The sequence below is a fragment of the Hydrocarboniclastica marina genome, from assembly GCF_004851605.1.
Classification (GTDB): Bacteria; Pseudomonadota; Gammaproteobacteria; order Pseudomonadales; family Oleiphilaceae; genus Hydrocarboniclastica; species Hydrocarboniclastica marina.
In genome coordinates this window covers 1432353-1456655 of record NZ_CP031093.1, presented here as the reverse complement: position 1 = coordinate 1456655, position 24303 = coordinate 1432353, and the positions used below count along the sequence as shown (strand labels likewise).

General features: G+C 57.2%; 19 protein-coding genes and 2 tRNA genes. 11 read left to right on the top strand and 10 right to left on the bottom strand.

Translation table 11 applies throughout. The features are described 5' to 3' along the window. Positions 1–36: 36 nt before the first annotated feature. Together rluC and soil367_RS06445 are read right to left on the bottom strand one after the other, a co-directional pair. The gene (gene rluC / locus soil367_RS06450) at positions 37–1038 is read right to left on the bottom strand and encodes a 23S rRNA pseudouridine(955/2504/2580) synthase RluC (RefSeq protein WP_136548035.1); all 1002 of its coding nucleotides are present in this window, start codon (positions 1036–1038) and stop codon (positions 37–39) included. Positions 1039–1407: 369 nt separating this feature from the next. Next, positions 1408–1638: a hypothetical protein gene (locus tag soil367_RS06445; protein ID WP_136548032.1), complete on the bottom strand. Its 231-nt coding sequence runs from the start codon at positions 1636–1638 to the stop codon at positions 1408–1410. A gap of 272 nt (positions 1639–1910) precedes the next feature. On the opposite strand from soil367_RS06445, the gene rne reads away from it, so the two are divergent. Together rne and soil367_RS06435 are read left to right on the top strand one after the other, a co-directional pair. Continuing rightward, positions 1911–5318 carry a ribonuclease E gene (gene rne, locus soil367_RS06440; protein ID WP_136548030.1) on the top strand — a complete coding sequence of 1136 codons (3408 nt, stop codon included), beginning with the start codon at positions 1911–1913 and terminating at the stop codon, positions 5316–5318. Positions 5319–5618: 300 nt separating this feature from the next. Then, the gene (locus tag soil367_RS06435; protein WP_136548027.1) at positions 5619–6158 is read left to right on the top strand and encodes a YecA/YgfB family protein; all 540 of its coding nucleotides are present in this window, start codon (positions 5619–5621) and stop codon (positions 6156–6158) included. 40 nt (positions 6159–6198) lie between these two features. On the opposite strand, the gene soil367_RS06430 is transcribed toward soil367_RS06435, so the two are convergent. Next, a complete protein-coding gene (locus soil367_RS06430) occupies positions 6199–7092 on the bottom strand; it encodes a PHP domain-containing protein (RefSeq protein ID WP_246065562.1) in 894 nt (297 codons plus the stop codon). Positions 7093–7153: 61 nt separating this feature from the next. On the opposite strand from soil367_RS06430, the gene soil367_RS06425 reads away from it, so the two are divergent. The 4 genes from soil367_RS06425 to soil367_RS06410 all read left to right on the top strand — a co-directional run bounded on the left by soil367_RS06425 (position 7154) and on the right by soil367_RS06410 (position 9270). After that, entirely contained in the window at positions 7154–7696 is a 543-nt protein-coding gene (locus tag soil367_RS06425; RefSeq protein WP_136548025.1) for a septation protein A, read from the top strand. Positions 7697–7771: 75 nt separating this feature from the next. Next, on the top strand, positions 7772–8071 hold the full coding sequence (locus soil367_RS06420; protein WP_136548023.1) for a YciI family protein: 300 nt from the start codon (positions 7772–7774) through the stop codon (positions 8069–8071). A gap of 105 nt (positions 8072–8176) precedes the next feature. After that, positions 8177–8869 (top strand): TIGR04211 family SH3 domain-containing protein, encoded by a 693-nt coding sequence (locus soil367_RS06415; protein WP_136548021.1) that lies wholly within the window; start codon positions 8177–8179, stop codon positions 8867–8869. An 89-nt stretch (positions 8870–8958) separates the two neighbouring features. Then, the gene (locus soil367_RS06410; protein WP_136548019.1) at positions 8959–9270 is read left to right on the top strand and encodes a PilZ domain-containing protein; all 312 of its coding nucleotides are present in this window, start codon (positions 8959–8961) and stop codon (positions 9268–9270) included. Positions 9271–9405: 135 nt separating this feature from the next. Here soil367_RS06410 and rraA read toward each other — a convergent pair whose 3' ends face one another. The 3 genes from rraA to ppsA all read right to left on the bottom strand — a co-directional run bounded on the left by rraA (position 9406) and on the right by ppsA (position 13322). Beyond that, positions 9406–9882: a ribonuclease E activity regulator RraA gene (gene rraA, locus soil367_RS06405; protein ID WP_136548014.1), complete on the bottom strand. Its 477-nt coding sequence runs from the start codon at positions 9880–9882 to the stop codon at positions 9406–9408. Positions 9883–9951: 69 nt separating this feature from the next. Continuing rightward, complete coding sequence (locus soil367_RS06400) at positions 9952–10881, bottom strand: alpha/beta fold hydrolase (RefSeq protein ID WP_136548012.1); 930 nt, start codon at positions 10879–10881, stop codon at positions 9952–9954. 65 nt (positions 10882–10946) lie between these two features. Next, complete coding sequence (gene ppsA / locus soil367_RS06395) at positions 10947–13322, bottom strand: phosphoenolpyruvate synthase (protein ID WP_136548010.1); 2376 nt, start codon at positions 13320–13322, stop codon at positions 10947–10949. Between the two features lie 288 nt (positions 13323–13610). Between ppsA and ppsR the strand changes: the two genes are divergently transcribed. Next, positions 13611–14432: a posphoenolpyruvate synthetase regulatory kinase/phosphorylase PpsR gene (ppsR, locus tag soil367_RS06390; RefSeq protein ID WP_425459967.1), complete on the top strand. Its 822-nt coding sequence runs from the start codon at positions 13611–13613 to the stop codon at positions 14430–14432. 50 nt (positions 14433–14482) lie between these two features. On the opposite strand, the gene soil367_RS06385 is transcribed toward ppsR, so the two are convergent. Then, complete coding sequence (locus soil367_RS06385; protein ID WP_136548008.1) at positions 14483–17407, bottom strand: insulinase family protein; 2925 nt, start codon at positions 17405–17407, stop codon at positions 14483–14485. A gap of 369 nt (positions 17408–17776) precedes the next feature. Between soil367_RS06385 and soil367_RS06380 the strand changes: the two genes are divergently transcribed. The 4 genes from soil367_RS06380 to soil367_RS06365 all read left to right on the top strand — a co-directional run bounded on the left by soil367_RS06380 (position 17777) and on the right by soil367_RS06365 (position 22160). Next, positions 17777–18346 carry a hypothetical protein gene (locus soil367_RS06380; protein WP_246065561.1) on the top strand — a complete coding sequence of 190 codons (570 nt, stop codon included), beginning with the start codon at positions 17777–17779 and terminating at the stop codon, positions 18344–18346. 197 nt (positions 18347–18543) lie between these two features. After that, entirely contained in the window at positions 18544–19938 is a 1395-nt protein-coding gene (locus soil367_RS06375) for an MORN repeat-containing protein (RefSeq protein WP_136548006.1), read from the top strand. A 36-nt stretch (positions 19939–19974) separates the two neighbouring features. After that, the gene (locus soil367_RS06370; protein ID WP_136548004.1) at positions 19975–21057 is read left to right on the top strand and encodes a response regulator; all 1083 of its coding nucleotides are present in this window, start codon (positions 19975–19977) and stop codon (positions 21055–21057) included. A 254-nt stretch (positions 21058–21311) separates the two neighbouring features. Beyond that, positions 21312–22160, top strand: coding sequence for a 6-pyruvoyl trahydropterin synthase family protein (locus tag soil367_RS06365; RefSeq protein WP_136548002.1), 849 nt, complete (start codon positions 21312–21314; stop codon positions 22158–22160). 232 nt (positions 22161–22392) lie between these two features. On the opposite strand, the gene soil367_RS06360 is transcribed toward soil367_RS06365, so the two are convergent. The 3 genes from soil367_RS06360 to gltX all read right to left on the bottom strand — a co-directional run bounded on the left by soil367_RS06360 (position 22393) and on the right by gltX (position 24277). After that, positions 22393–22468, bottom strand: a tRNA-Glu gene (locus soil367_RS06360). A 112-nt stretch (positions 22469–22580) separates the two neighbouring features. Continuing rightward, positions 22581–22656: transfer RNA gene (locus soil367_RS06355), tRNA-Ala, on the bottom strand. A 139-nt stretch (positions 22657–22795) separates the two neighbouring features. Beyond that, positions 22796–24277: a glutamate--tRNA ligase gene (gene gltX / locus soil367_RS06350; RefSeq protein ID WP_136548000.1), complete on the bottom strand. Its 1482-nt coding sequence runs from the start codon at positions 24275–24277 to the stop codon at positions 22796–22798. Positions 24278–24303: the final 26 nt, after the last annotated feature.

Sequence of the window (24303 nt, the reverse complement as noted above, 5' to 3'; positions counted from 1 at the left end):
TGCCTCACCTTTTCCATATTTGTTCACCAGCTTCGGCTATTTTCGAAGCCGTGCCAGAAAGCTTGAGAACGCCTCATCATACGGGGCCGTGAAGTAGCGACGTTCGCCTGCGCCTGGCAGATCAATTCCCAGTTTTTCGGCATGCAACATCAGGCGCCGGCCACCCTCCGCACGAAACGCGCCGCAACTCACATCATCCATATACTTGGGGTCACCGGCTATCGGATGGCCAGCGTACGCGCAGTGCACCCGGATCTGGTGGGTTCTGCCAGTGACGGGCGACGCTTCGATCAGACTATAACCCATGTACAGCTCGAGGGACCGGACACGTGTGAGCGCCGGCTTCCCGTCCGCAGCCACCCTGACAATCCGCTCACCTGAACGCAGCTCATCACGCAACAATGGCGCGTCCACTTTACTGATGTGTGCCGGCCAAGTACCTGCTACAACAGCGTGGTAGAACTTCTCGATCTGCTTCTTTCGCATCTGGTCCTGCAGGTCTCGCAGCGCCGAGCGCTTCTTGGCTACCATAACCAGCCCCGAAGTGTCCCGATCGATACGATGCACCAACTCAAGGAAGCGAGCTTCGGGCCGCGCCGCACGCAGCCCTTCAATCAACCCGTACTGCAAGCCGCTGCCGCCATGCACCGCCAGACCGGTCGGCTTATTGACGATTAGCAGGCCGTCATCTTCATACACAACGGCTGCCTCTATACGATCCAGCACTTTAGCTGCAGGGATGACTGTTTCATCGCGCTGGGCGAGCCGGACTGGCGGAACCCGAATCTCATCACCGGCTGCAATGCGCGAGTCTGCCCGGGCACGAGCCCGATTTATCCTCACCTCGCCCTTGCGGATAATGCGGTACACCAAGCTGCGCGGCGCGCCCTTGAGATGCCGTATAAGAAAATTATCAAGCCGCTGGCCGGCCTGCTCTTCATCGATCACGACCCATTCGACGCCCGGCCGGGGTGAAACCGTGGGATTCCGGGAAGCGTCTGATTTGCTGGAGCCGGAGGCCCTGTCATCAATGGCCATTGGGGTAATGATTCTCCTGGTCTGACCAATGCCTGAGCCTGGTAGAGTACGGTGACGGGCAGTCAATGGAATTCGTTGATAGGTAAAACTATAGCTGCTATATTCCAGCGAGCTTTCCGTGCCTGGCATAGCCCTGACCTAACCTGCTCGCACAGCACGCCTGTTCTGCACTTTTCGGTAGGCGTTATGCGGGAAATACCGCGGTGATCAGGATTCAGGCATTGCATCAGTATCGGCGGGCCCGCCCGAAGGGAACTAATGCTTTTCCTCGCAAGGGCAAAGAGTATAACGAGTTAGAAAGCGGTTGAGAAATATACTCACCGCGGCTCCTACATTCGTGCAGCGCCTTTTCCAAGGTGCGAAGTGGGGTCAGATTTTGGCGTTCAGTTGGCTTGCCAACAAACGCAGCGAACAGGCTGGCCGACCTGATTGTCGGTTGGCGTTGAACCCGGTCCAGTCTTGGCCAGCGACACGCCCTGTGGTGGTCGCCAGATACCAGGCAGATCCGACCGAAGCCCCTGTCGAGCCATATTGCGCGACAGGTTTTAATATAATCTGCGCGGCAATGCGCGGGCAGTAATTGCGATAAATCATCATCATGCCGGACCGGGCTGTCCAGAAATCGAATATGACGTGAGACCCGGGTATCGGTATGAACTTGTTAGTGCAGGTGTGTGTTTACATTTTTCAGAACTGGTACAGCCTGGTTTCGTTTGCCGGTCAGTGCGCTCAGTTGGCGCATTTGTCTGACAACTTCCCGGTGAGACAGCCAATCTGATCTATTCCTGGCGCCCTGGTGTCAGCGCACTTCGTTGATCTCGCCTACTGTTCCTGCCTGTTGCCGATGCCCGGCAAAGGGAACCTTTCGTTCCATGAAAAGAATGCTCATCAATGCAACTCACCATGAAGAGTTGCGCGTCGCGCTCGTCGACGGCCAGCGCCTGTTTGACCTGGACATCGAGTCCAGCACCCGAGAGCAGAAAAAGTCCAACATCTACAAGGGCCGCATAACCCGCATCGAACCCAGCCTGGAGGCGGCATTTGTCGACTACGGCGCCGATCGGCACGGCTTTCTCCCGCTGAAAGAAATTGCGCGCGAATACTTTAAGAAATCCCCAGCCCAGATCGAGGGCAAGGTCAATATCAAGGAAGTGCTCGACGAGGGCACCGAAGTCATTGTTCAGGTTGACAAAGAGGAGCGCGGCAACAAAGGCGCAGCCCTTACGACATTTATCAGCCTCGCCGGACGCTACCTGGTGCTGATGCCGAACAATGCCCGGGCCGGCGGCATCTCCCGGCGCATTGAAGGCGACGAGCGCATAGAGCTCAAGAACGCCATGGCCGACGTCAACGTGCCCAAGCAAATGGGCGTGATCGTCCGCACTGCCGGCATTGGCCGGACCTCTGAAGAGCTTCAGTGGGATCTTGATTACCTTGCCCAGTTCTGGGACGCCATCACCAACGCAGCCGAAGCCCGCAAGGCGCCTTTCCTGATATACCAGGAAAGCAACGTCATTATTCGGGCGGTGCGGGACTACTTGCGCCAGGACATTGCGGAAGTTCTGATCGACTCGCCCCAGGTTCACGAGGAAGTACTCAACTTCGTCCGCGCGGTAATGCCGACCTTCGAAGCCAAAATCAAGCTTTACCAGGACGACATCCCGCTCTTCAGCCGCTACCAGATAGAGGCCCAGATCGAGACGGCATTCCAGCGTGAGGTGAAACTTCCCTCAGGTGGCTCCATCGTCATAGATCCGACCGAAGCCCTGGTGTCGATCGATATCAACTCATCACGGGCGACCAAGGGCGGCGACATCGAAGAAACCGCACTGCAAACCAACCTTGAAGCGGCCGACGAAATTGCACGCCAGTTGCGCCTGCGGGATATGGGCGGTCTGATCGTCATTGACTTCATCGACATGACGCCGAGCAAGAATCAGCGTGAAGTCGAGCAGCGTGTCCGCAACGCTCTGGAGCTTGATCGGGCCCGGGTTCAGGTCGGCAAGATTTCGCGGTTCGGCCTGCTCGAAATGTCCCGTCAACGCCTGCGCCCTTCCCTCAGCGAAACCCGCAGTGAGGTTTGTCCTCGCTGCAACGGCCAGGGCACCATCCGCAGTATTGAATCTCTGGCGCTGAGCATCATGCGGCTCATGTTCGAGGAAGCGTCCAAGGACAAAACCGGCGAAGTGCGTGCGCTCGTCCCGGTTACTGTCGCGACCTTCATGCTCAATGAGAAGCGCAAGCAGATCAACGATATTGAAAGCCGCCAGAAAGTTAAGGTCCAGATTATTCCCGTAGCGAGCATGGAGACGCCGCATTTCGAAGTGCAGCGCTTGCGCGACGACGACAGCGATGTTCAGCAACAGCGCAACAGCTATGAAGTTGCCATGGAGCATGCAGAGGAAGCCATTACTGAGCCGGTAACTGTGCGCGAAGTAGTCCGCGAGGAAGCCGCTATCAAGTCGGTTCCGCCGGCTGCGCCTGCACCTACACCCAAAGCTCCGCCAGCAGCGACAGCTGCCCAGAACACGCTGCCTGTTCCGCGCGCGCCCGGCGAAGAGGGTCTGCTGAAGCGCATTTCACGCCGTATTGCGGCTTTCTTCCATGGCTCAGATCAGCAGGCCGGTTTGCCCCATGCCAGGAGCACCGGGTCTTCTGCTCAAACACCACCTCCCTCTCAACATGCTGGCCGCCCTCGCGGTGGCGAGGCTGACGACCGTCAAAAGACTTCAAGCGGAGCTCGTCCGGATGCCGGTCAACGGCGTCAAAGCCAGCCTGCAGGACCGCGCGAAGAAGACAACGACCGCGGGAATCGCCGCAACCGGGGCCAACGCCGCAATGAGCGGGGCTCAGGAAACCGTGCCCGCAATCCGGAAGCCAAGGACAACAGACCACGCTCTGACGCTGCCAAAGGCCCGGATAAAGCCAAGAACGTAGAACCCGAGGCCAGCCGCTCAGAAACCCCGGCCAGGCCAGGCGCTGATCAAAAGAGTCCGGATCAGGGCCGGGACCAAGGTACCAGTCAGGGCAACGACCAGAGCAAGCCAGCAGGTCAAGGTGGCGAACCGCGCAAACGCCAGCGTCCACGGCGCTCCCGCAACCGTGACGGATCGCCGGCTGAAGGTCAGCCTCGCCGTCGCGAACGCGTGAACACCAGTAATGAGGCAGGCACCAGTGGGGATGATGCCCCGGAACGCAATCGGGACCCGGAAGTCGTCTCAGGCAGCGCCGATACGAAACCGCCGGCTGTTAAGGTTGACCAGGGCCAAGCTACTGACAAGACAGCCAGTGCCAGCGCCACGCCTGCAGCACAGGATAAGCGGGAAGGCACCTCTGCCAGCAATGCAAAGCACGAAGTTGCAGATGAGGCGGGCTCAGCGCCGGCGGCAGGTGGTCCTGTGGCGAACGCCGATGTGCAGCCTGAGACTGCTGCGCTGCCGAAAAGTAAAGCCAACTCGTCAGTAAACAGCCGTGATGCGGAGGCCGTTTCCGCCCCGGACGTTGTTGAGGACAAGAGCACGGGTTCCCCCGCGTCGGATCAACCAGCGGTTGCCGGGCAGCCTGCTGAAGAGTCCGTGTCGGAACAGAAAAAGTCTGAAAAGGCAGTGCCTCAACAGCCTGATTCAGGACCGCAGACCACCTCGAGCTCCCCAGCCGGATCCGGCGGAGACGCCGGACCGGTGCGAGAGAGCGCTGACAACGAAAATGATCAGGGGGACGCCTCGAAGCCAGACTCTGCCAGCAAGGGCCGGAGCGGACAGAGACGCCCCTCTCGGGGAAGAAAGTCGCAAGCTCGCCCCTCCTCAGCTCCTGAAGCAGCTGCAACCACGACAGAGGAGGAATCTGTCGGAGCGGCTCCGAGCAAAGAGAAGGCCGCCGCCCAAGGCGAGTCAGAGCCGACCGAAAAGCCCAAGGCAGAAAAGCCAACACCGGCTGCGCCGAAGGCCGAAATCTCCAAAGTGGAAAGCTCCAACTCTGATAACTCAAAGTCAGCAACCGCAAAGACAGAAAGCTCAAAGTCGCAGAACGAAGAGCCGAAGAGTCCAAAGCAGGAGAACGTGAAAAAAGAATCGGCTCATGCTGAGTCTGACCCAACGCCTGCAACACCGCCGGCCCCTGCTTCACAGCAAGCGGTCGACGTTGCGTCCGAGACCCCAGCGCTTGCGAGCAACGGGCGCGCTTACAATGATCCGCGAGAAATCCGCCGGAGGCAGCGCGAGGCGCAGAAAGCTGATGCGGATAAACTGCCGCAGTCTGACAAGAGCACCGATCCTTCCTGACTGAGCTGAGCTTTTGACCCGCGGGCAGCGCACCAGTGCTGCCCGCATTTCGTTTAGCCAGGCAGAGCGATTAACCGCCTATCAGTTACTGCACTCACAGAAGCCCCGGGCACAGCTCCTGTTCCCGTATGACAGCAGTCGCTGTAGTCTGAGTACTCTATAGTCTGAGTACTCTATAGTCTGAGTACTCTAGTCGATGACATCCCCTCTTCCTCCAGGCCTTCCGCTCACGCCCTCAAAGCGAACTTGGCTGGTGGTGGAATCCGGGGTTTACCCATATGCCGCTATAAGGTAGAAAAGATGCTGACCCCTGAAGAAATTCTGGAACTCGAAGAGGTGCTTTTCGCAGACGCCTGGGCCGAGGACGCCCTGGATTTCTTTGGATTACACGGCCTTGTCTGCGCCAACGCTGTTGGGCCACAACGCTTGCCAACTGCCACTCTGTTCGCCCTCGCAACGGGACAGGATGAAGGAGAAAACGCTTCCGCCCCTGAGGTATTTAACAGACTGTGCGACAAGTTGTTCCGGTCGGTCCGCTCCACTCTTGAACAGGGTGAAACTCTGGAGCTACCCGAACCTGAAGACGGCGACCCGGACAATGCACTGCAGAACTGGTGTGCAGGGTTTGTAGAAGCATTTCTTCATAATGAAGACACATGGCTCGAAACCGAAGAAGAGACAGTTGCCGAGCTTTTGGTTCCCATCATGACGCTGTCCGACCTCTTCGATGACGCAGATTTCCAGGCGGCTCGGGAGAACGAGGAGCTCAGTCACGAGCTCGCTGAGCAGATTCCGGACACCTTGACCGACCTTTACCTTCTGTTCCATAGCCCCGAATAAGCGGGTGCCCTGAAGCGATGGCGATCGTTTGTGCAATTGCTCAGAAGCCATTGACCCAAACAGGGGTGAGACGATGAGGCAGGGGTGGAAGACTGCCGAGTTCAGTCCACGGCTGTCCCGGCTTGTGGAAATCGCTGCCGCAGGACGCGCGCAGACCATGCTTAATGCAGAGATCTGACAAGAGCTCGGTGTCGGGTGGCGCCTGCCCTCCCGTCAGCACTTCCAGAGCATCTCCGCCTAGGCTAGCGAACTCCTCGACCAGTTTGCGCAAGCGCGTGGCACTCATTCGGTACTTACGCGGATGCGCCAGCACCGCCACGCCTCCGGAGGCGTGAATGTAGCGAACAACTTCCGCCAACTCAGGCCAGCAGGCCGGGATGTCCCCCACTTTACCCGCCCCAAGCCAGCGCTTGAACGCCTGCTGCTCAGTGCGGACACATCCGGCATCGACCAGCGCCCTGGCAAAATGCGGCCGTCCGGGTATACCGTCCCGCGTCATAGACCTCGCTTGACCCAGGACCGAAGGGCAGCCCTTTCTTTGCAGCGCTTCATCGATCAGTCCCGCCCGCTTGTTACGAGCCTGGGCCTGAGCCTCGATCGCCCGCAGGAAGGACGCGCAGTCGATATCAAAGCCGAGCGCTACGATGTGGAGCGTGTGCTGCTGCCACTGGCACGATATCTCGACCCCGGGAATCAGCTCAATGCCAACTTCGACCGCGACTGCTTTCGCCTCATCCAACCCCGCCAGGGTGTCGTGGTCGGTCAGAGCTAGGGTGGCAACCCCTCTGCTCGCCGCTCGCCGAACCACCTCGGAAGGGGCCAAAGCGCCGTCAGACGCATTGCTGTGGCAATGAAGGTCGAACTTTGCGGTGTGAGGCTGTCCAACCATGGGCACAGTGTCGAACAGCGTCGCTTGCATCGGCGGTTGATCCATATAATAGTCTGGCCTTTAAGAATATCCCGAGCCAGATTCTGGCAGGTGCGGTGGAGGTTTGATGAAGCAGTTCCTGGATTTTATTCCCTTAATCGTCTTCTTTGCTGTGTATCAGTACAGCGGCGACATGATCTCGGCAACGATCGCCCTTATTATTGTGACAATGGCGCAAGTCGCTTTCATGTGGCTGCGCTTCCGGAAAGTTGAGAAAGTGCATCTTATCACGCTGGCGGCTGTGGTGGTTTTCGGTGGGCTCACGGTACTACTGAACGACAACACCTTCATCATGTGGAAGCCGACCATCGTCAATTGGGTTTTGGCCGCAGTATTGCTCGGCAGCCATCTATTGCTGGGCAAGAATCTGATACGCAAGATGCTCGCAGCAAATATGAAGCTACCCGAGACTGTCTGGGCCCGCCTGAACACCGCATGGGTACTGTTTTTTGTTCTGACCGGGGCGCTGAACCTCTATATCGCTTTCAACTTCAGCCAGGAGACCTGGGTCAATTTCAAGGTTTTCGGTCTTCTACTCCTTACCCTGGGCTTTGCGGTCGCTCAGATACTCTTGCTCTCCCGTCACCTCAAAGAAGAAGAACCACTGTAAATCGACCAGTTGCACCGTTGTAATTCGATTAGTTGTGTTGCAGCGGGCACTCAGCCTTTGCGGAGACATATATAAATGCTGTACGCCATCCTCAGCGAAGATGTACCTGGCAGCCTGCCCCTGAGACAGCAGGCTCGACCCGGGCACTTGGCCCGTCTGATCGCGTTACAGGAGGCCGGTCGGCTGATACTGGCCGGCCCCCATCCTGCCCTTGATACTGGTGAGCCCGGAGACGCCGGATTCACCGGCAGTCTGATCGTCGCGGAGTTTCCCTCTCTCCAGGCCGCCACGGAGTGGGCGAATGAAGACCCGTATGTTCACGCCGGGGTTTACCAACAGGTCTTGGTCAAACCTTTCAAACAGGTATTACCGTGATGTAATCTGTCAGATGGCGACTGGCAAAGCGCCCTAACGGATGACAAAATCTCGCAGCGTCGGCACCCGCGCTGCCCACTTCGCTACGAAAACAGGAACCCTTTAGTGATTCGCATATTCCTGACCCAAGGCATGATCCGGACCACCTTCGTTGTCGCACTTCTTTTCGGTTCGTCGATGATAATGGCCCAGACGGTCTATATTGATGATGAGTTGATGGCTCCCCTTCGCACCGGCCAGGGCACCCAGTACCGGATTCTTAACGCAGGCCTCAGCAGCGGCACGCCGCTGACACTGCTTGAGCGGAACGAAGAGACGGGTTATTCGAGAGTCCGCACAAACCGCGGCCAGGAAGGATGGATACTCTCTCGCTACCTGAGTAACGAACCCATTGCTGCAGACCAGTTAGAACGTGCCCGGACCGAGCTGACCAACGCCCGCGAAAATATGAGGGAAGCCCAGGCTGCTGCGGAAAGCCTGAGAGCAGAGAGGGACGAGCTGCTCGCTGAGCGGGCGGAGCTTCGACAGGAAGTGCAGACTCTGAGTACCGAGCTGGACGAGCTTAAATCAATCTCGTCGAACGCGCTGAATCTGGACCGGCGCAATCAGGAACTTCAGGAAACGACACAAAGTCTGCGAAATGAAGTAGAGCTGCTGACGACTGATAATCAGCGGCTGAGGGACAAGAGCGAGTCGAACTTCATGCTGCTCGGCGCAGCACTCGTCGCCCTTGGTGTACTCATTGCGGTCATTGTGCCCATGCTCAAACCAACGAGAAAGAACGACAGCTGGGCTTGAGAAAGCCTGCGCTGAAGCCAGAAAAGCAGTCCTGATCGCATCGGGCATTTTCAGACAATAACAACGAACGCAGTATTTGAGGATGAGTTATGAGTGAGAAGAGCATAATGCGGGACTTTGCCGAGAAGCGGGATTTCATCCGCATGCAGGTCAATGCGCACATTGAACTCAAGGTTTTATCCACGGGCAAATCCATCACGGCAGTGTGCAAGGATCTCAGCGGGATGGGCATGCAGGTTGTGCTGGAACGGGATCTGGCCGTCGGTACGGAAGTACAGACCGCGTTACCCTCAAACTCACCAGAATTCCCCACCTTCAAGACGACAGCAAAAGTAGTGCGGACTGAACGACTTGAAAACGGCTATCTGGCCGGTCTTGAGATAATAAAGATCGAGCAGTAGCCTGATCACGCCAAGGGGCGCCAACTCTGGCTCCTTCCCGTTACGGTGACCTCAACCTGATCCCGCCTGCCCCCGGCGGGACTGGCAGGGCCTAACCCTTGGCTAGACCCCTCCCCCAGCTCTAGGCTTTCTGCATCACAGTGCTTTTTCTGAGACGACTACGCCATTGTTGTCTGCGTAGATGTAATGGCCGGGCCTGAAAGTAACGCCACCAAAGGTCACCGGAACATTCAGGTCACCTAAACCACGTTTTTCAGTCTTTCGTGGATGGGAGCCCAGTGCCTGCACACCGAGATCTGTCTCGCCTATCGCGTCGACATCCCTGATGCAGCCATAAATCACAAGCCCTTCCCAGCCGTTCTCGGCCGCTTTTTCAGCCAGCATATCGCCCAGCAGGGCCGCTCGATTAGAGCCTCCGCCGTCCACGACCATCACCTTGCCTTTTCCGGGCTGGGCGACCTGTTCTTTGACGATAGAGTTGTCTTCGAAACATTTTACGGTCACGATTTCGCCGCCGAATGCCTCTCGACCGCCAAAGTTCCCAAACATAGGCTCAACGACCTGAATATCGGGATGCGCATCACACAGGTCTGGCGTCAGTATATCTGTCATCTCTCTTCTCCCTTGTTAATAACCACTGCGGCCGAAGGCCGAAAGCTGATACAGAAGACGAATTCAAGACTAACTCGACGTTAATGACACGTGCGAGTCTGACGTCTTACTTGTGGTCGTCCCGGCTTTCTCCTGCAACCACTGGCGAACTGAGCCCGTCTTACCGCCCAGGGCAGCTTCTGCGGCGCCAGGAGCCGCTACAGCAGACGCTATAGAGTCGGTTTTGAACCGTGACTGAAGAATATGGGTATCCCGTTCGCTGTCTTTTACTGCCAACAGAAAAACAGGCAGCCGAAGGGTCTCAAGGCGATCATAAACCGGGTGCTGTGATTTCTTGGCAAGCCGGCGCCACTGATACAACTCCGTAAACAAACTCCAGGGTTCACGCTCAGGTCCCCAGTTAAATGCCATTCCATCGGCAAATCCCGCCCGCTTCATCAGCCAGCGCTGCTTCAAACCCAACCGACCGAGATTGCTGAGCCAATGCGCTGTCGCGACATCAATGAATGCCGCCCCTGCGGCCGTCTCAGCCATGCGTGGGTCATGCGTCAAAGCATAGGCAAGGGCCAACCCGCCGAGTTCTGCTCCCACCCAGATTGGTTCAGTCCCGCTCTGCTCCGCAACAAATGCCTGTATAGCCGGCAAATCCTCGGACGCACTAACTGATAGCGTATTGGCAGACCATCGGTCATGGTCGGGCGACAGCCCGTGACCACGAGCTTCCGGCAGCCAGACGTCAAAGCCAGCGCGTGCAAGAACCGCGGCGAATCCTTCACCTTCAGGAGTCAGCCATTGCCGCCGATTATTGAATTCACTATGGAGCAGTATCACTGGCTGGCGATAGCCAGGGGTGGAGGGGTCTATGACGCGGGTAATATTGATCCGTAGCGTACGGTCCGGGCTGACACCCGGGTTGAGCTGGTACACATCTTCGTGCAGCTCGCCTGCAAAGTCTGCATTCATCAAACTGACGGGGAACAGACGGCTACTGCTGTTCATGAGGTCTTACACCGTATCAGAAGACGGGCGGGCCTGACTGGGCCCGCCCGTAGCGTTTTGCCCGACTAGAACTCGACCTGTTCTTCCGCCAGGAAGAACCAGGTGTCCAGTACAGAATCCGGATTCAGCGATACACTATCGATGCCTTGATCCATCAGCCACTTGGCAAAGTCCGGATGGTCAGACGGCCCCTGCCCGCAAATGCCGATATACTTGTCGGCCTTCTTGCAGGCCTGGATCGCACTGGCCAGCAGCATCTTGACGGCTTCGTTACGTTCATCGAACAAATGCGCAACGATACCCGAGTCTCTGTCCAGACCAAGCGTGAGCTGAGTAAGGTCATTCGAACCGATAGAAAAGCCGTCGAAGTATTCCAGGAACTGGTCTGCAAGCAGAGCATTGGCGGGCAGCTCACACATCATGATCAGCCGCAGCCCATTGTCTCCGCGACGCAGGCCATTGGCGGCCAGCAACTCGCTCACCTGCCGAGCCTCTCCTGGCGTTCGCACGAACGGAACCATGATCTCTACGTTTGTCAGGCCCATTTCGTCCCGAACCCTGCGCATGGCCCGGCACTCGAGTTCGAAGCAATCACGGAAAGTGTCAGAGATGTACCGTGAGGCCCCTCGGAAGCCCAACATGGGGTTCTCTTCGTCAGGCTCATACAGTGTTCCACCGATGAGGTTCGCATACTCATTGGACTTAAAGTCTGACAGCCGCACAATGACGCGTTTGGGGTGAAACGCAGCAGCAAGCGTCGATATTCCCTCGACCAGCTTGTCAACATAGAAGTCAACTGGCGAGGCATAGCCTGAGATACGCTTCTCGACTGTCTGCTTGAGATCACGGGGCAGCGAATCGAAATTAAGTAGTGCCTTTGGGTGCACGCCGATCATACGGTTGATGATGAACTCCAGCCGCGCCAGCCCGACCCCTTCATTGGGCAATGCCTGGAAGTCAAAAGCACGGTCGGGATTGCCGACGTTCATCATGATCTTGAATGGCAGCGCAGGCATTGACTCCACGGAGTTTTCGCGCAGTTCGAAAGCCAGTTGACCTTCGTAGATAAGGCCCGTATCGCCTTCGGCACAGGACACCGTGACTTCCTGATCTTCCTGCAGAATTTCGGTGGCGTTGCCGCATCCGACTACCGCCGGGATACCCAGTTCCCGTGCGATAATGGCCGCGTGGCAGGTGCGCCCGCCCCGGTCAGTGATAATCGCCGACGCGCGCTTCATCACCGGCTCCCAGTCCGGGTCGGTCATATCGGTGACGAGAACGTCCCCGTCCTTCACGCGATCCATCTCATGAATGCTGGTAACGATGCGGACGGGGCCGCTGCCAATGCGATGGCCGATGCTGCGGCCTTCAACAATAACCGCGCCCTTTTCTTTCAGCAGATAGCGCTCCATGACGTGAGCAGCCGAGCGACTCTTGACGGTTTCCGGACGCGCCTGGACGATATAGATCTTGCCGTCGTCGCCATCTTTTGCCCATTCAATATCCATGGGTCGCTGGTAGTGCTTTTCGATAATGATCGCCTGGCGAGTAAGATCTGCGATCTCGCTGTCACTCAGGGAGAAGCAGTTACGGTCTTCCGGATCAACTTTGACGGTATCTACTGATTTGCCCGTCTCGCCGTCGCCGGCATAGACCATCTTGATGGCTTTGCTACCCAGGTTTCGCCGAAGAATAGCCGGGCGACCTGCTTCGAAAGTAGGCTTGTGGACGTAAAACTCATCAGGATTCACGGCACCCTGAACAACGGTTTCGCCGAGACCATACGACGCCGTGATGAAGACGACGTCCCGGAAACCCGACTCAGTATCGAGAGTGAACATAACGCCGCTGCTGGCTGTCTCGCTGCGTACCATTTTCTGAATACCGGCGGAGAGCGCTACCTGACCGTGATCAAAACCGTGGTGGACTCGATAAGAGATGGCACGGTCGTTGAACAGCGACGCGAATACCTCTTTGATGGCCAGCTTCACGTTATCCAGGCCAACGATATTAAGGAAGGTTTCCTGCTGCCCGGCAAAGGATGCATCCGGGAGATCCTCGGCGGTCGCCGACGACCGCACAGCCACAGCCATGGACAGATTCCCGGCTTGCAGAGTGGTGAAAGCATTTTCTACCGTTTCTTCGAGACGAGCTGGGAACTTCGTGTCGATAATCCACTGCCGAATCTGAGCGCCAACCCGTGCCAGCTCATTTACATCATTGATGTCGAGCTTGGCCAGAGCGGTATCAATCCGGCCGCGCAAGCCGTCAGTTTCGAGAAACTCACGGTAAGCATGGGCAGTCGTGGCAAATCCGCCAGGCACTGATACCCCGGCATGGTCGAGGTTACTGATCATCTCGCCGAGGGAGGCATTCTTGCCGCCGACCCGATCGACATCGTTCATGCCTGCTTTATCGAACCAGATGATGTAATCGTCCAAAGCCTGTCTCCCCTGTAAATAGAGTCTCTGCGTGGCAGCGAGGCCGCCTGGTTAGTGCCGGATATCATACTGTAACACCGGCGGATTGCCTAAAAATGCCTATACGACGTATCAGCGGCTGAGCCCGATACTTTCCGGCAGCAGCGTTCGAAACAGCCGGTCAAATAGCCAGCCAAGTCGGGTCGGGCCTGGAAGAAACCGCGATGGTCCGGCGCCAGCTTTCTGGCGAATTGGCCAATGGTACGACATACTTATTCTCAATTCATGCACTGCCGAGAGTCCCAATCGATGATCAAACGCACGGCATTTTTTATCTCTGACGGAACAGGTATCACGGCTGAAGCCCTTGGCCAGAGTCTTCTTGCCCAGTTCGAGAACGTCGAATTTGATAAATTCACAGTGCCTTACATCGACACGCCTGAAAAAGCTCGATCAGTGGTTAAACGCATCAACGACGTTGCCAAACGCGACGGCCTCAGGCCGATAATTTTCGACACGATCGTGAACCGCGAAATACGCGAACTGGTCAGTGATGTCGATGGCTTTATGATCGATATCTTCGAGACGTTTCTTGACCCGCTTGAGAAAGAGATGGGCTCGAACTCTTCCTACACGGTAGGCAAATCTCACTCCATCGTGAATGACCGTTCATACGAGCGACGTATTCATGCTGTCAATTTTGCCCTCGACAATGATGACGGCGCCCGGACACGGCACTATGACGACGCCGACCTGATCCTGATCGGCGCCTCACGTAGCGGCAAAACGCCCACCTGCCTCTATCTCGCCCTGCATTTCGGTTTGAAAGCTGCTAATTACCCGATCACAGAGGAAGACATCAGCGACCAGAAACTCCCCGCTGCGTTACGCGAACACCGCTCCAAACTTTTCGGGCTGACCATCGATCCGGAACGCCTGTCGATTATCCGCAACGAGCGCAGGCCCAACTCTCGCTACTCCTCGCTCAAGCAATGCCGGGAAGAGATCGAGGAAGTTGAGCTGATGTACCGCCGCGAGCGCGTGCCATACCTCAACACTACAGCGTATTCCGTCGAGGAAATTTCAACCCGAATCATGGTCGAGACTGGAATTGAGCGCCATGCCCGTTAGCTGATGAGCTACAGACGAACAGCGGCGCCCTTTCTGCTGAACGACCGTGTTCAGATTTCGTGAATGCTCATCCCCCGCGATTGCAAAGCCGCTTTCGAACCGGGGCTGGCAATAACCGCTGTACTGGCGTTTTCGGGCTTTAGCCAACGCTCCGCGGCGCCCAGCATATCCTCCACTGTGACTGCCAGAACCCGTTCACGGAACAGCCGACGCTGCTCGGGCGTGCGGCCAAAGAGATTGCTGTGGAAAGCGAAACGCGCCTCACCGGCAGGAGAGTGCGGCTTGTCGATCTGGCCTATTACCCCGAGGATAGCCTCTTCAAGTGCCTGGTAGTCATGGCTTGACTCACGTAGCCAGTTCAGAGAAGCATCGAAATCATCGAGGGTCTCCTCAAGGCGTGGGTCACGGTACGAGAAGAACCGGAACGCGCCGGCAGTGCTGTCCTGCCCTGCGCCGCCGCCATAGGCACCGCCTTGTTCTCGGATGGCCCTGTGCAGAAACCCGTTCCGCAGGAAGCCACCGAGCACCGTCAGTATGGGCGCATCAGGGTGGTCGCTAGGTACCGTCGGGTAGGCCCGGGCACAGAAATTCACCTGAGTGGACGTGAGCCACGCCTGGTTCACGTTCTCGCTTACAGCCGGCAGGGTAAAAGTCTCGCCCGCCTTGGGCCCGGCGTCTCCCCAGACCAGCTTAGTGTTGTTCAGGATGTCCTGTACCTGGTCATCCTCGCCGATTATCAGAAACTGTCGTGGCTGAGACGTGAGCTTGCGATGAAGCCCGCCAAGCGCCTGCCCCAGCTCAGACAGGCCTTCCCCAGCGCGTAGACGATCATCCAGTTGTTTGGTGGTTCTTATTCCCTGTAGTCCGCCCAGCTTGAACGTCAGATTTGCCACAGGGCTGGCGCCCTGAGAGGCGGCGCCCATCGCCAGGGCATGACCGGATCCTGTTATCGACTGCTCCCGCCGGGCCCGGGTTTGAGCCACCAACTCGCGCAAGCGCTCCAACTCGTCGAAGCGCACATCCCGATAAATATCGTGGAGCAAATGCACAAGCCTGTCGCGGTTGCGTGCCAACGCTTTTCCGCTCAGAACAAAATAGCCCGAGGTCGCCTGCAGATCATCAACTTTTCCACGAGCGCTGAAGGAAGCACTCACACCACCTGATTCCGCTGACATGCGATCCTGCATCTGCAGATAATCCAGGTCGCCACAGCCCATCTCCGACACTGACTGGACATAGAGCGGCAGCAGCGCCAACTCGTCTTCGCTCAGCGCAGGCAGGGGCACCACAATCTGCTGGTAGACCAGCCCATTGGTGCCCTGGCGATAGAGCGTTGCCGGGAAGTCACTGGCGACTTCAGCCTCGGGGTCCGCTGTTTCGGTTGGCACATCTTCAATCCCGACCTTCGGCAGGATCGAATCGTCATCGACGCGCGTCTGCCGCTCCTCCAGTGCCTTGGCCTGCGCCACCAGGCTGGCGGCCTCCTGCTCAGTCATCGCTGCTTTGCGCTCGGCCAAAGCCTGCTCGATCGCACGTTGACGGCGCCCGTCTAGCTGGGTATCCGGCGCCAGTGTCAGGGTGACCCGGTGCGGGTTGTCCAGCAGCAGTCTTTTCGCCAGGCCAGGAATGTATTCCGGGTCCTTGATCCGTTCGCGCAGCCGCACCAGCACGGGGTCCAGATCCAGTAGCCCGGCAGGGTCGCCGCCGTGAATCAGTGGCGTCAAAGCTGACATGATCAGTTGGAGCCCATAGGGGAAGCTGTCCCCTGCAATCTCCCGCTGCTGCAGCTCCAGCTGATGAAGAATCGCTTCCAGCCGATCCTGGCTGACTCCCTCAGACACGACCTGCTCAATTACGCCAAGCACCAGCTGCTCAAGCTCTGCAACGCGCTCCGGCTCGGCGCCCTCGATACCGCAGACGAAGGTCATTTCCCGATTGCTGTCTTCAAGCCCACAGAGTGGCGACGGTGCGTGCCCAAGTTCCGTCTGCTCCAGCGCCCGCTGGAGGGGGGACGCACTGTTCTCCAGCAGCACGCTCGCCAGCAGTTCCGCCTCGAGGTTCTGCTCCAGGTCAAAACTGTGTCCCAGCAACCAGCCCATGACGATGTGGCTTTTACCCGAGGTATCCTCATCTTCGCCCAGGCCATAGTGTTCCTGGACCTTAACGGGGGCGAAATAGCGCTTTTCGTCGAAGACTGGCAATGACATGGCCTGGTGTTCAAACCGACTTAACACCTCGTTCTCGAAGCGCGCCTGGTGCTCGCTCGCGGGAATGTTGCCGTAGGTTGCGAACACAGCGTTGCTTGGATGGTAGTGACGGCGATAGAAGGCGAGCAGGTCGTCATAGCGCAAGTCGACTATGTGGTCTGGCTCACCGCCGCTGTTGTAATGGTAGGTGGTGGTTGGGAAGAGATGCTTTGACAGTGTCTGCCAAAGCTGGGAAACCGGGGAGCTCATCGCCCCTTTCATCTCGTTATAGACCACGCCCCGGTACACCAGCGGTGTAGCCGTGTCTGAGGGCTCGGAAAATTCCAGGCGGTGGCCTTCCTGAGCAAAATCGAGTGGATCGAGTTTGGAAAAAAACACGCAATCGAGGTAAACCGACAGCAGGTTGTCAAAATCCTTGCGGTTCTTGCTGGCGAACGGGTATGCCGTCCAGTCGCTGCTGGTGAACGCATTCATGAAGGTATGCAACGACCGGCGGATCATCATGAAGAAAGGATCCCGGACCGGGTAACGCTCACTCCCACAGAGCGCCGTATGCTCAAGAATGTGGGCAACACCGGTTGAATCCATCGGGAAAGTCCGCAGGGCCACCAGGAAGACATTCTCATCATTGTCCGCAGCCATATGGATATGCCGGGCCCCCGTCGCCGCGTGCTCATACTCCTCAAGCGTCAGGTGAAGGTTCGCTATTTTGTGGCTGCGTATTTTGGTAAAGGCGGGGTGCGTCGCGGCGGTATTATTCGCTGGCATAGATCATCCATTGGCAAAGTTCTTGAGCGAGACTTCAAGATAAAGGCACCAGCAGAAGCTCAGTCAGATAGCGGCAGAGCTTCAGCCAGGGCGGCATCCGGACAGTTCTCGCCGCTGTTGGTCTGCAGCCACTATACTTACTTTTTGAGCCGCCTGTCAGGGGCCGAATCCGGCGACCTCGCACTGAAAAGAAGAAACACTGCTATGCTACTGATACCGGGAATAAACTGTGATGTCGCGCTTGTCTCTCGGCAGAGTTTTCGATATTGCGCGAACATCCCACGCTCATAAATTAAAAACGGCTGGGGCCTCAAATTTTGCCCGCCGCCCTCAGGACGAACTTCGCCGACCTCGATGATGACTGATCCAGTGTCCCCGACTACTGCACCGCCTGAAAGCAGCACACTCGCCCGAGGGCACGTCGATAGCCCTTCAGCCCAGGCACATCCTGAGCTAGAGGCCTATTGGATAGAGCGCAAACGGTATCTGCAGAGCATACGGAATATCCCCGAACTGCGTGGCCGCTACTTCAAGGCCGGCCTGATCTATCTCTTGCGCCGCCTGCTCTGGTCGTTCGGCTTCTTTCCGCTCTTTCTGGGTTTCTGGCTGCCCCTGGTGGTCGCCCGCTTCAATCCAGTTGCGATGGTGCAGGACATACTGCCTCCGTTACAGGCGTTCGTTACTGCATCTCCTCAGGCGCAGGCTTCCACGCTCGAAACAGTGGCTATCGCCTGGCTTTCGGTCGGCTTCATCTTTGCCGTATTTGACTTCGTCCTGACACCATTCAAATCACCCTATGAATATGAAGCCGAAGTACACATGAGAGCCTGGGAACAGGTTCAGATGGGGCAGCCAGCACAAACTGCGGGAGAAGAGGGACAGAGGGCGCCTGGGCAGCAGGAGCCAAAAACGGCAAATCGGGCGCAAACCAGTTCCTGACAAAGTGTGAAGCGTCTTGCAATATGCATACACTGGCGCAGTTTTTATTACATTGCCGCCTTCTAGACGCTAACCTTTCAAGGTTGAAAAGGTCAGTACTCCTACGACGGAGTCGACGCCACCCTGGCGCCCAGACGTTGCATATTCCGGTTTCCCATTCCCACAGTCCTGACCTGACGATGTTGAGGTGCTATTAAATGGTCGATTTCAGACCACTGCTTTTTGCGAATGCGCTTGTCCTGATGCTTCTTGTCGCAGCAGGCTTCTCAAGCCTGCAGACCGGCTCGTCGGAGCGGCTCCAGTTCGCCACTACGGTAGAATCCTGGGTACAGTCGTTACGCGGCTCCAGTGAAGCTGCAACAGAGGCCGCTGTTGCTGCAGCAGAGACAGAAGAGCCTTCCGTCGCAGCGGTTCAGCCACAAAGCGACAACGCTGCTCCTGGGCCCTTTGAAGATCAGGCTCCGCCGGTAAACGAGAGCGTTACAGCCGAGGTTCACCAGCCGGAAGTGCAGCAACCGGAAAACCAACCACCTGCTCAATCAGTTGAGCCAGTCAAGCCCGACGTTATCGATGTAGAGCTCGACCCGCCACCCGCCCAGCTTGCAGAGGAGCTTGAGATACTTCCTATTGAGCCTCGCCCTGAAGCGGCACCAGAACCTACGACGGCGTCACTGGTAGTTCGCTCCAACGTTTATAATGATTCGGTAACGATAAATGGCCGGGAGTACGGCTCGACCCGCCTGAACCTTGAACTTGAACCTGGTAAATACCAGATCGTCGTCAATAAGGACGGTCATCGGCGCTGGCAGCAGACAGTCAGCCTGGAGGCGGGCGACGAACAGCGTATTTTTGCCGAACTTGAAGCCTTCACCACAGTTCAGTACCGCGACGGGACATGGCGCGGCGGACTCAAGACAGGAGAAGGCACATACGAAGACGAGACCGGCCTGACCTACACCGGAGAGTTCCGCGACGGCGTATTCCATGGCCAGGGACGGGCAGAGTTTCCGGACGGGCGTCGGTATGACGGTGACTGGGTAAACGGTCAACCTGACGGCCGGGGTACCCTCAGGCTCCCGAACGGCGACATATACTCCGGCGGTTTCGCCAATGGCGCCTATAGTGGAGAGGGAACGCTGACGACTGACGCTGGAGACATTTTTACCGGCAGCTGGGCGCGCGGCTCGCTGAATGGCCGCGGCACCTTGACCGCAGCGGACGGGATGCTCTACGTCGGCGGGTTCCGCAACGGCCAGTATCACGGTGAAGGCACCCTGACCTACCCGGACGGCCGCCACTACGAGGGCGGGTTCGCGGACGGTTTATTCCACGGTAAAGGCGTGCTGATTCTCTCGGACGGCAAGAAGTACGAGGGTAATTTCATGGAAGGCAAATATCACGGAGCGGGCGATTTGCTCAACCCGAACGGCAGCCGTATAACCGCCAATTTCCGTTACGGCGAGCCCTACGGGCAAGTTCGCCTTACGACAGCCGAGGGCGAGGTCTTCACCGCACGCTCCAGCGAGCCCGGCGTGTGTTACCGAGAAAACAGCTATCGGGCCACCCAGTGCCCACCCATGCCCGGTTGGTAATCCTGGGTCGGATGATGAACAAGTTGAGGTTTTAGAATGGAAATCAAGAATGCGCTGTTAGTTGACGATTCGAAGGTTGCCCGGTTTGCCCTCAGCAAACTGCTGGAGAACCGAGACATGCAGGTCAACATGGCTGGCTCTGCCGAAGAAGCGCTGGATTACCTCAACAGCAATGAACGCCCCGACGTAATCTTCATGGACCATCTCATGCCGGGCATGAATGGCGTGGAAGCGACCAAGGCCATCAAGCGTAACCCCGACACGGCCAGCATCCCTGTCGTTATGTGCACCTCTAAAAAGTCTGACGACTTTACCGCTGAAGCCAAGAATTACGGTGTTTACCACATACTGAACAAGCCGCCACAGAACGATGGTCTTGACCTGATCCTGAGCAAGTTGAGCGACGACATACGCAACGGTACCTTGCCCGAGCCACCTGATCTGGAGTTTACCGAGCAGGAAGATCCCGCTGAAGAATTGATGGATGTTCAGGCTAAAGTACAGATGAACTCCGGAAACTACGGAACTTCACAGGCCGATCTGGTTCCGCTGACCTCCGGTCTGCTTGAACAGATCGCGCGTTCGGCGGTCAAAACCCACATCAATAACCGCCTGCATGAGCTTTTGAGCAGCCTCTTCGACGAGCAGTACGATCACGTCAAACGCATCGTCGACGAATCTTCCCGCAAGAGTGAGCAGAACACCGCACAAGAGCTGGACAGCTTCCGTGCTGCCCTGAATAGCCGCCTGGAAGATTTCAAAGAAGACCTGGGCAAAGAACTCAACCAGACTCTGAGCGAGCGCCTGGCTGACCTGCGGAAAGGCTTGGCAGGGGCCGGCGGCGGACAGAACTTTACCCGCGAGCAGCTCGACGAACTCAAGGACCACATCACGTCAGTACAGATGATCGATACAGAGTTCTGGCAGACCTTGCAGTCCGAGGCTGCGCAGCAGGCTCACGACATCTCGCGTGAAACCGCGCAAGAGATAGCCCAGAACACGATCGACGTTTACCTGCGAAAGCAGCGCTCCTCAACCGGGCGGGCTTATACGATAGGACTGGCTATTAGCCTCGGCCTGTTCTCCCTGGGGCTGGCCTGGATTGCAGGCGGCTTCTGATCAGGCATTGTATGCATGTGGCCCCGTCCTGGCGGGGTCGGCGAACAATTGAAGCGTGTATCCCACTCAGTACTCCGCAAACCCGACCTACACTTTCAGGCGGAGCCGCCCTAGTCCGGCTCCAGCGATCCGCCTCCGACCACAGTCCTCAGCAGTAGCTTTGCCGTGCCAGCCCCGGCAGGCATCCGTGGTACGCCTCAAAGCCAGTCTTTGCTAGAATCGCGCCCTCACATTACCCAGAGTGCACTGCAACCATGAACCGACTTTTTGTCGAGAACCTGACTGTCATCGACTTTGCCTTTCTCCACCCCCGTCGCGGCTTGGTGGGTGAAAGCTGGATTGTTGACGTCGAGCTGGCCGGTGAGCTCGACGAGCAAGGCATGGTGTTTGACTTCAGTTCCGTCAAGAAGATCATTAAGCAAATCATTGACGAGACTGTCGACCACTGCCTGGCTTACCCAACTGATGCACCCAATCTGCACGTGATTGATGCCGCCCAGGTAACACTTCACTGGCAACTGGACGACGGCTCGCGTATTGAACATTACTCTCCCCGCACAGCCCTCTGCCCGGTGCCAGGAACAGCCATCAATGCAGACACGCTGGGGCCTGTGCTTATTGCTGCGATCAAAGGCGTATTGCCGGGTAACGTTGAAGATGTGGAGCTAACGCTACGTCCAGAGGTGATCGAAGGTGCGTTCTATCATTACGTCCATGGCCTCAAAAAGCACCTCGGCAACTGCCAGCGGATAGCCCACGGACACCGGTCTCGCCTTAAGGTTATTCGCGACGATGCACGCGACACCCAGCTCGAGGCGACGTGGGCATCGCAGTGGCAAGACATCTACATAGGAACGCAGGAAGATATCTGCGAGCGCTTCCTGGAGAATGACATCCCCTACTTACGCTTTCGCTACCAGGCCAACCAGGGCGATTTCGAGCTTCTTGTCCCGGAAAAACGCGCGTATCTGATCGCGACAGACTCGACCGTTGAGTGGATTGCTGACCACATGGCCACACAAATCAAGCAGGTGCATCCGCAGTGCCGCGTACGGGTTCAGGCCTTTGAAGGAGTAGGCAAAGGCGCGATTGCGGAACGTTAGTGCTATCACGCGTCCGCAAGCCTTACGATCCCATGCATCAGTATGCAGCTTAAAGGGAGACATACGCTAAACCGGTGACAGGCGATTAGGGCGGCCTGAGGCAGCCCAGACAGATGCAGGCCGGTAAGAGACAGAGATACGAGCGCAAGAGGCTGGCATCGACGCGAGCCAATGCTAGAGCAACGGTAACTGAACAGACCGGGGGCGCGGACAGGCGCTCGGCAAGAAGAGATGGCGTCCCGTAGGGGAGTCGAACCCCTGTTACCGCCGTGAAAGGGCGGTGTCCTAGGCCTCTAGACGAACGGGACTAAGAAAACTGACCCCCCGCAGGTGATCAAGTCGTCAGCATTGCTCATAACAATCTTGCTCAATACGGTCCAGCAGGAGCGCTTGTTGCAGAAACTGTCGTTTGAGCAGAAGTGGTGGAGCCAGACGGGATCGAACCGTCGACCTCAACGCTGCCAGCGTTGCGCTCTCCCAGCTGAGCTATGGCCCCACTGCATGCCAACGGGGCGGTATATTAAGGAGGCCTCCCCCAACCGTCAACCCTTGCCGGGAAAATAATTCAGGCAGTAGCGAAACTGCCTGTGTAGATGGGCCAGAGGCCTAGCCCGTCGCACAACGCTGACTCACATCTACTGGGAAAGAGCCTGAAACGCCTTTTCTACCCGCTTGGTTTCTTTCTTCGAGAAGCCCCCCAGGATATGTAATGCATTACGCAGTCGCGCCCGCGTGATGTCTGGCCCGAGCAAGGCCATAGAGTCCATTACAGACCAGGAGTTGGGCGTTCCGGCAATGGCGACGAATACAGGGAACATGAAATCTCCCATCTTCAGCGCCATGGCTTTGCTCAACCCCTTGATGTCAGCAAACAGGTTTTCCTTGGTCCAGTCCCGCTGGGCCTCCAGGCGCCAGAGAGCGAACTGCAGCACCTCCTTGACCTGATTCTCGTCCAGCTTGGAGCCGCTGAAATCCTCGGGCTTCAGCGGCAACATCCCTGAAAACATGAAGCTGGCCATCGGCGCAATGTCCGAGAATACCTCTGCCCGGCTTTTGACATGGGGTAGCAGAGACTGCAGCTTCTCTTCGTTGAACCACCACTGCTGCAGGCGAGCGGCAAACTGATCTTCAGTCAGACTCTCCCGGATCCAGAGACCGTTAAGCCACCGCAGCTTCTCTACATCGAATATCGGCCCGCCGAGGGACACGCGGTTGATATCAAAATGCGAGAACATCTCGTCGAGGCTGAACTTCTCCCGTTCGTCCGGCATCGACCAGCCCATCCTGCCCAGATAGTTGAGCATAGCCTCGGGGAGAAAACCCATGCGCTCGTAGAAGTTGATACTGGTCGGGTTCTTGCGTTTGCTCAGCTTGCTCTTGTCCGGGTTACGCAAAAGCGGCATGTGACAGAGCACCGGCATTTCCCAGTCAAAATACTTGTAGAGGAGCTGATGTTTAGGCGCAGAGTTGATCCATTCTTCGCCGCGAATGACGTGAGTGATCTCCATCAGGTGATCATCGACGACGTTGGCCAGGTGGTACGTAGGCATACCGTCCGATTTGAGCAGGATCTGGCTGTCGACCTGGCTCCACTCGATCTCAATTGTGCCACGCAGCATGTCTTCGATCCGGCAGGTGCCCTCCTCGGGCACCTTCATGCGAATCACGTAGGGTTCGCCCGCGTCCAGGCGACGCCGGACTTCCTCCTCAGGTAGTTCCAGATCCCCTTTTATACCGGGGTTGAGACCTTCTGACTTACGCGCCTCGCGTATTGCTTCCAGCTCCTCCGGCGTACGAAAACAGTAGAATGCATGACCTTTTTCGACCAACTCCAGCGCGTAGGCGCGATAGCTGTCCTTACGTTCGGACTGGCGGTACGGCGCAAACGGCCCACCGATGTCGGGCCCCTCATCCCACTCCAACCCAAGCCAACGTAATGCCCTGAAAATATCGGCCTCTGATTCGTCGGTACTGCGGGCCTGGTCAGTGTCCTCAACCCTGAGAATAAACTGCCCGCCGTTCTGTCGCGCAAAACAAAGGTTAAAGAGAGCAATGTAGGCAGTTCCAACATGGGGATCGCCGGTGGGAGATGGCGCGATCCGGGTACGCACGGTCATAAAGCAGGTTTCCTATTTTTTAAGCA

Excerpts from the sequence above, each read along its gene's own strand:
- rluC (WP_136548035.1), bottom strand. The coding sequence starts at position 1,038 with ATGGCCATTGATGACAGGGCCTCCGGCTCCAGCAAATCAGACGCTTCC.
- soil367_RS06445 (WP_136548032.1), bottom strand. The coding sequence starts at position 1,638 with ATGATGATGATTTATCGCAATTACTGCCCGCGCATTGCCGCGCAGATT.
- rne (WP_136548030.1), top strand. The coding sequence starts at position 1,911 with ATGAAAAGAATGCTCATCAATGCAACTCACCATGAAGAGTTGCGCGTC.
- soil367_RS06435 (WP_136548027.1), top strand. The coding sequence starts at position 5,619 with ATGCTGACCCCTGAAGAAATTCTGGAACTCGAAGAGGTGCTTTTCGCA.
- soil367_RS06430 (WP_246065562.1), bottom strand. The coding sequence starts at position 7,092 with ATGGATCAACCGCCGATGCAAGCGACGCTGTTCGACACTGTGCCCATG.
- soil367_RS06425 (WP_136548025.1), top strand. The coding sequence starts at position 7,154 with ATGAAGCAGTTCCTGGATTTTATTCCCTTAATCGTCTTCTTTGCTGTG.
- soil367_RS06420 (WP_136548023.1), top strand. The coding sequence starts at position 7,772 with ATGCTGTACGCCATCCTCAGCGAAGATGTACCTGGCAGCCTGCCCCTG.
- soil367_RS06410 (WP_136548019.1), top strand. The coding sequence starts at position 8,959 with ATGAGTGAGAAGAGCATAATGCGGGACTTTGCCGAGAAGCGGGATTTC.
- rraA (WP_136548014.1), bottom strand. The coding sequence starts at position 9,882 with ATGACAGATATACTGACGCCAGACCTGTGTGATGCGCATCCCGATATT.
- soil367_RS06400 (WP_136548012.1), bottom strand. The coding sequence starts at position 10,881 with ATGAACAGCAGTAGCCGTCTGTTCCCCGTCAGTTTGATGAATGCAGAC.
- ppsR (WP_425459967.1), top strand. The coding sequence starts at position 13,611 with ATGATCAAACGCACGGCATTTTTTATCTCTGACGGAACAGGTATCACG.
- soil367_RS06385 (WP_136548008.1), bottom strand. The coding sequence starts at position 17,407 with ATGCCAGCGAATAATACCGCCGCGACGCACCCCGCCTTTACCAAAATA.
- soil367_RS06375 (WP_136548006.1), top strand. The coding sequence starts at position 18,544 with ATGGTCGATTTCAGACCACTGCTTTTTGCGAATGCGCTTGTCCTGATG.
- soil367_RS06370 (WP_136548004.1), top strand. The coding sequence starts at position 19,975 with ATGGAAATCAAGAATGCGCTGTTAGTTGACGATTCGAAGGTTGCCCGG.
- soil367_RS06365 (WP_136548002.1), top strand. The coding sequence starts at position 21,312 with ATGAACCGACTTTTTGTCGAGAACCTGACTGTCATCGACTTTGCCTTT.
- gltX (WP_136548000.1), bottom strand. The coding sequence starts at position 24,277 with ATGACCGTGCGTACCCGGATCGCGCCATCTCCCACCGGCGATCCCCAT.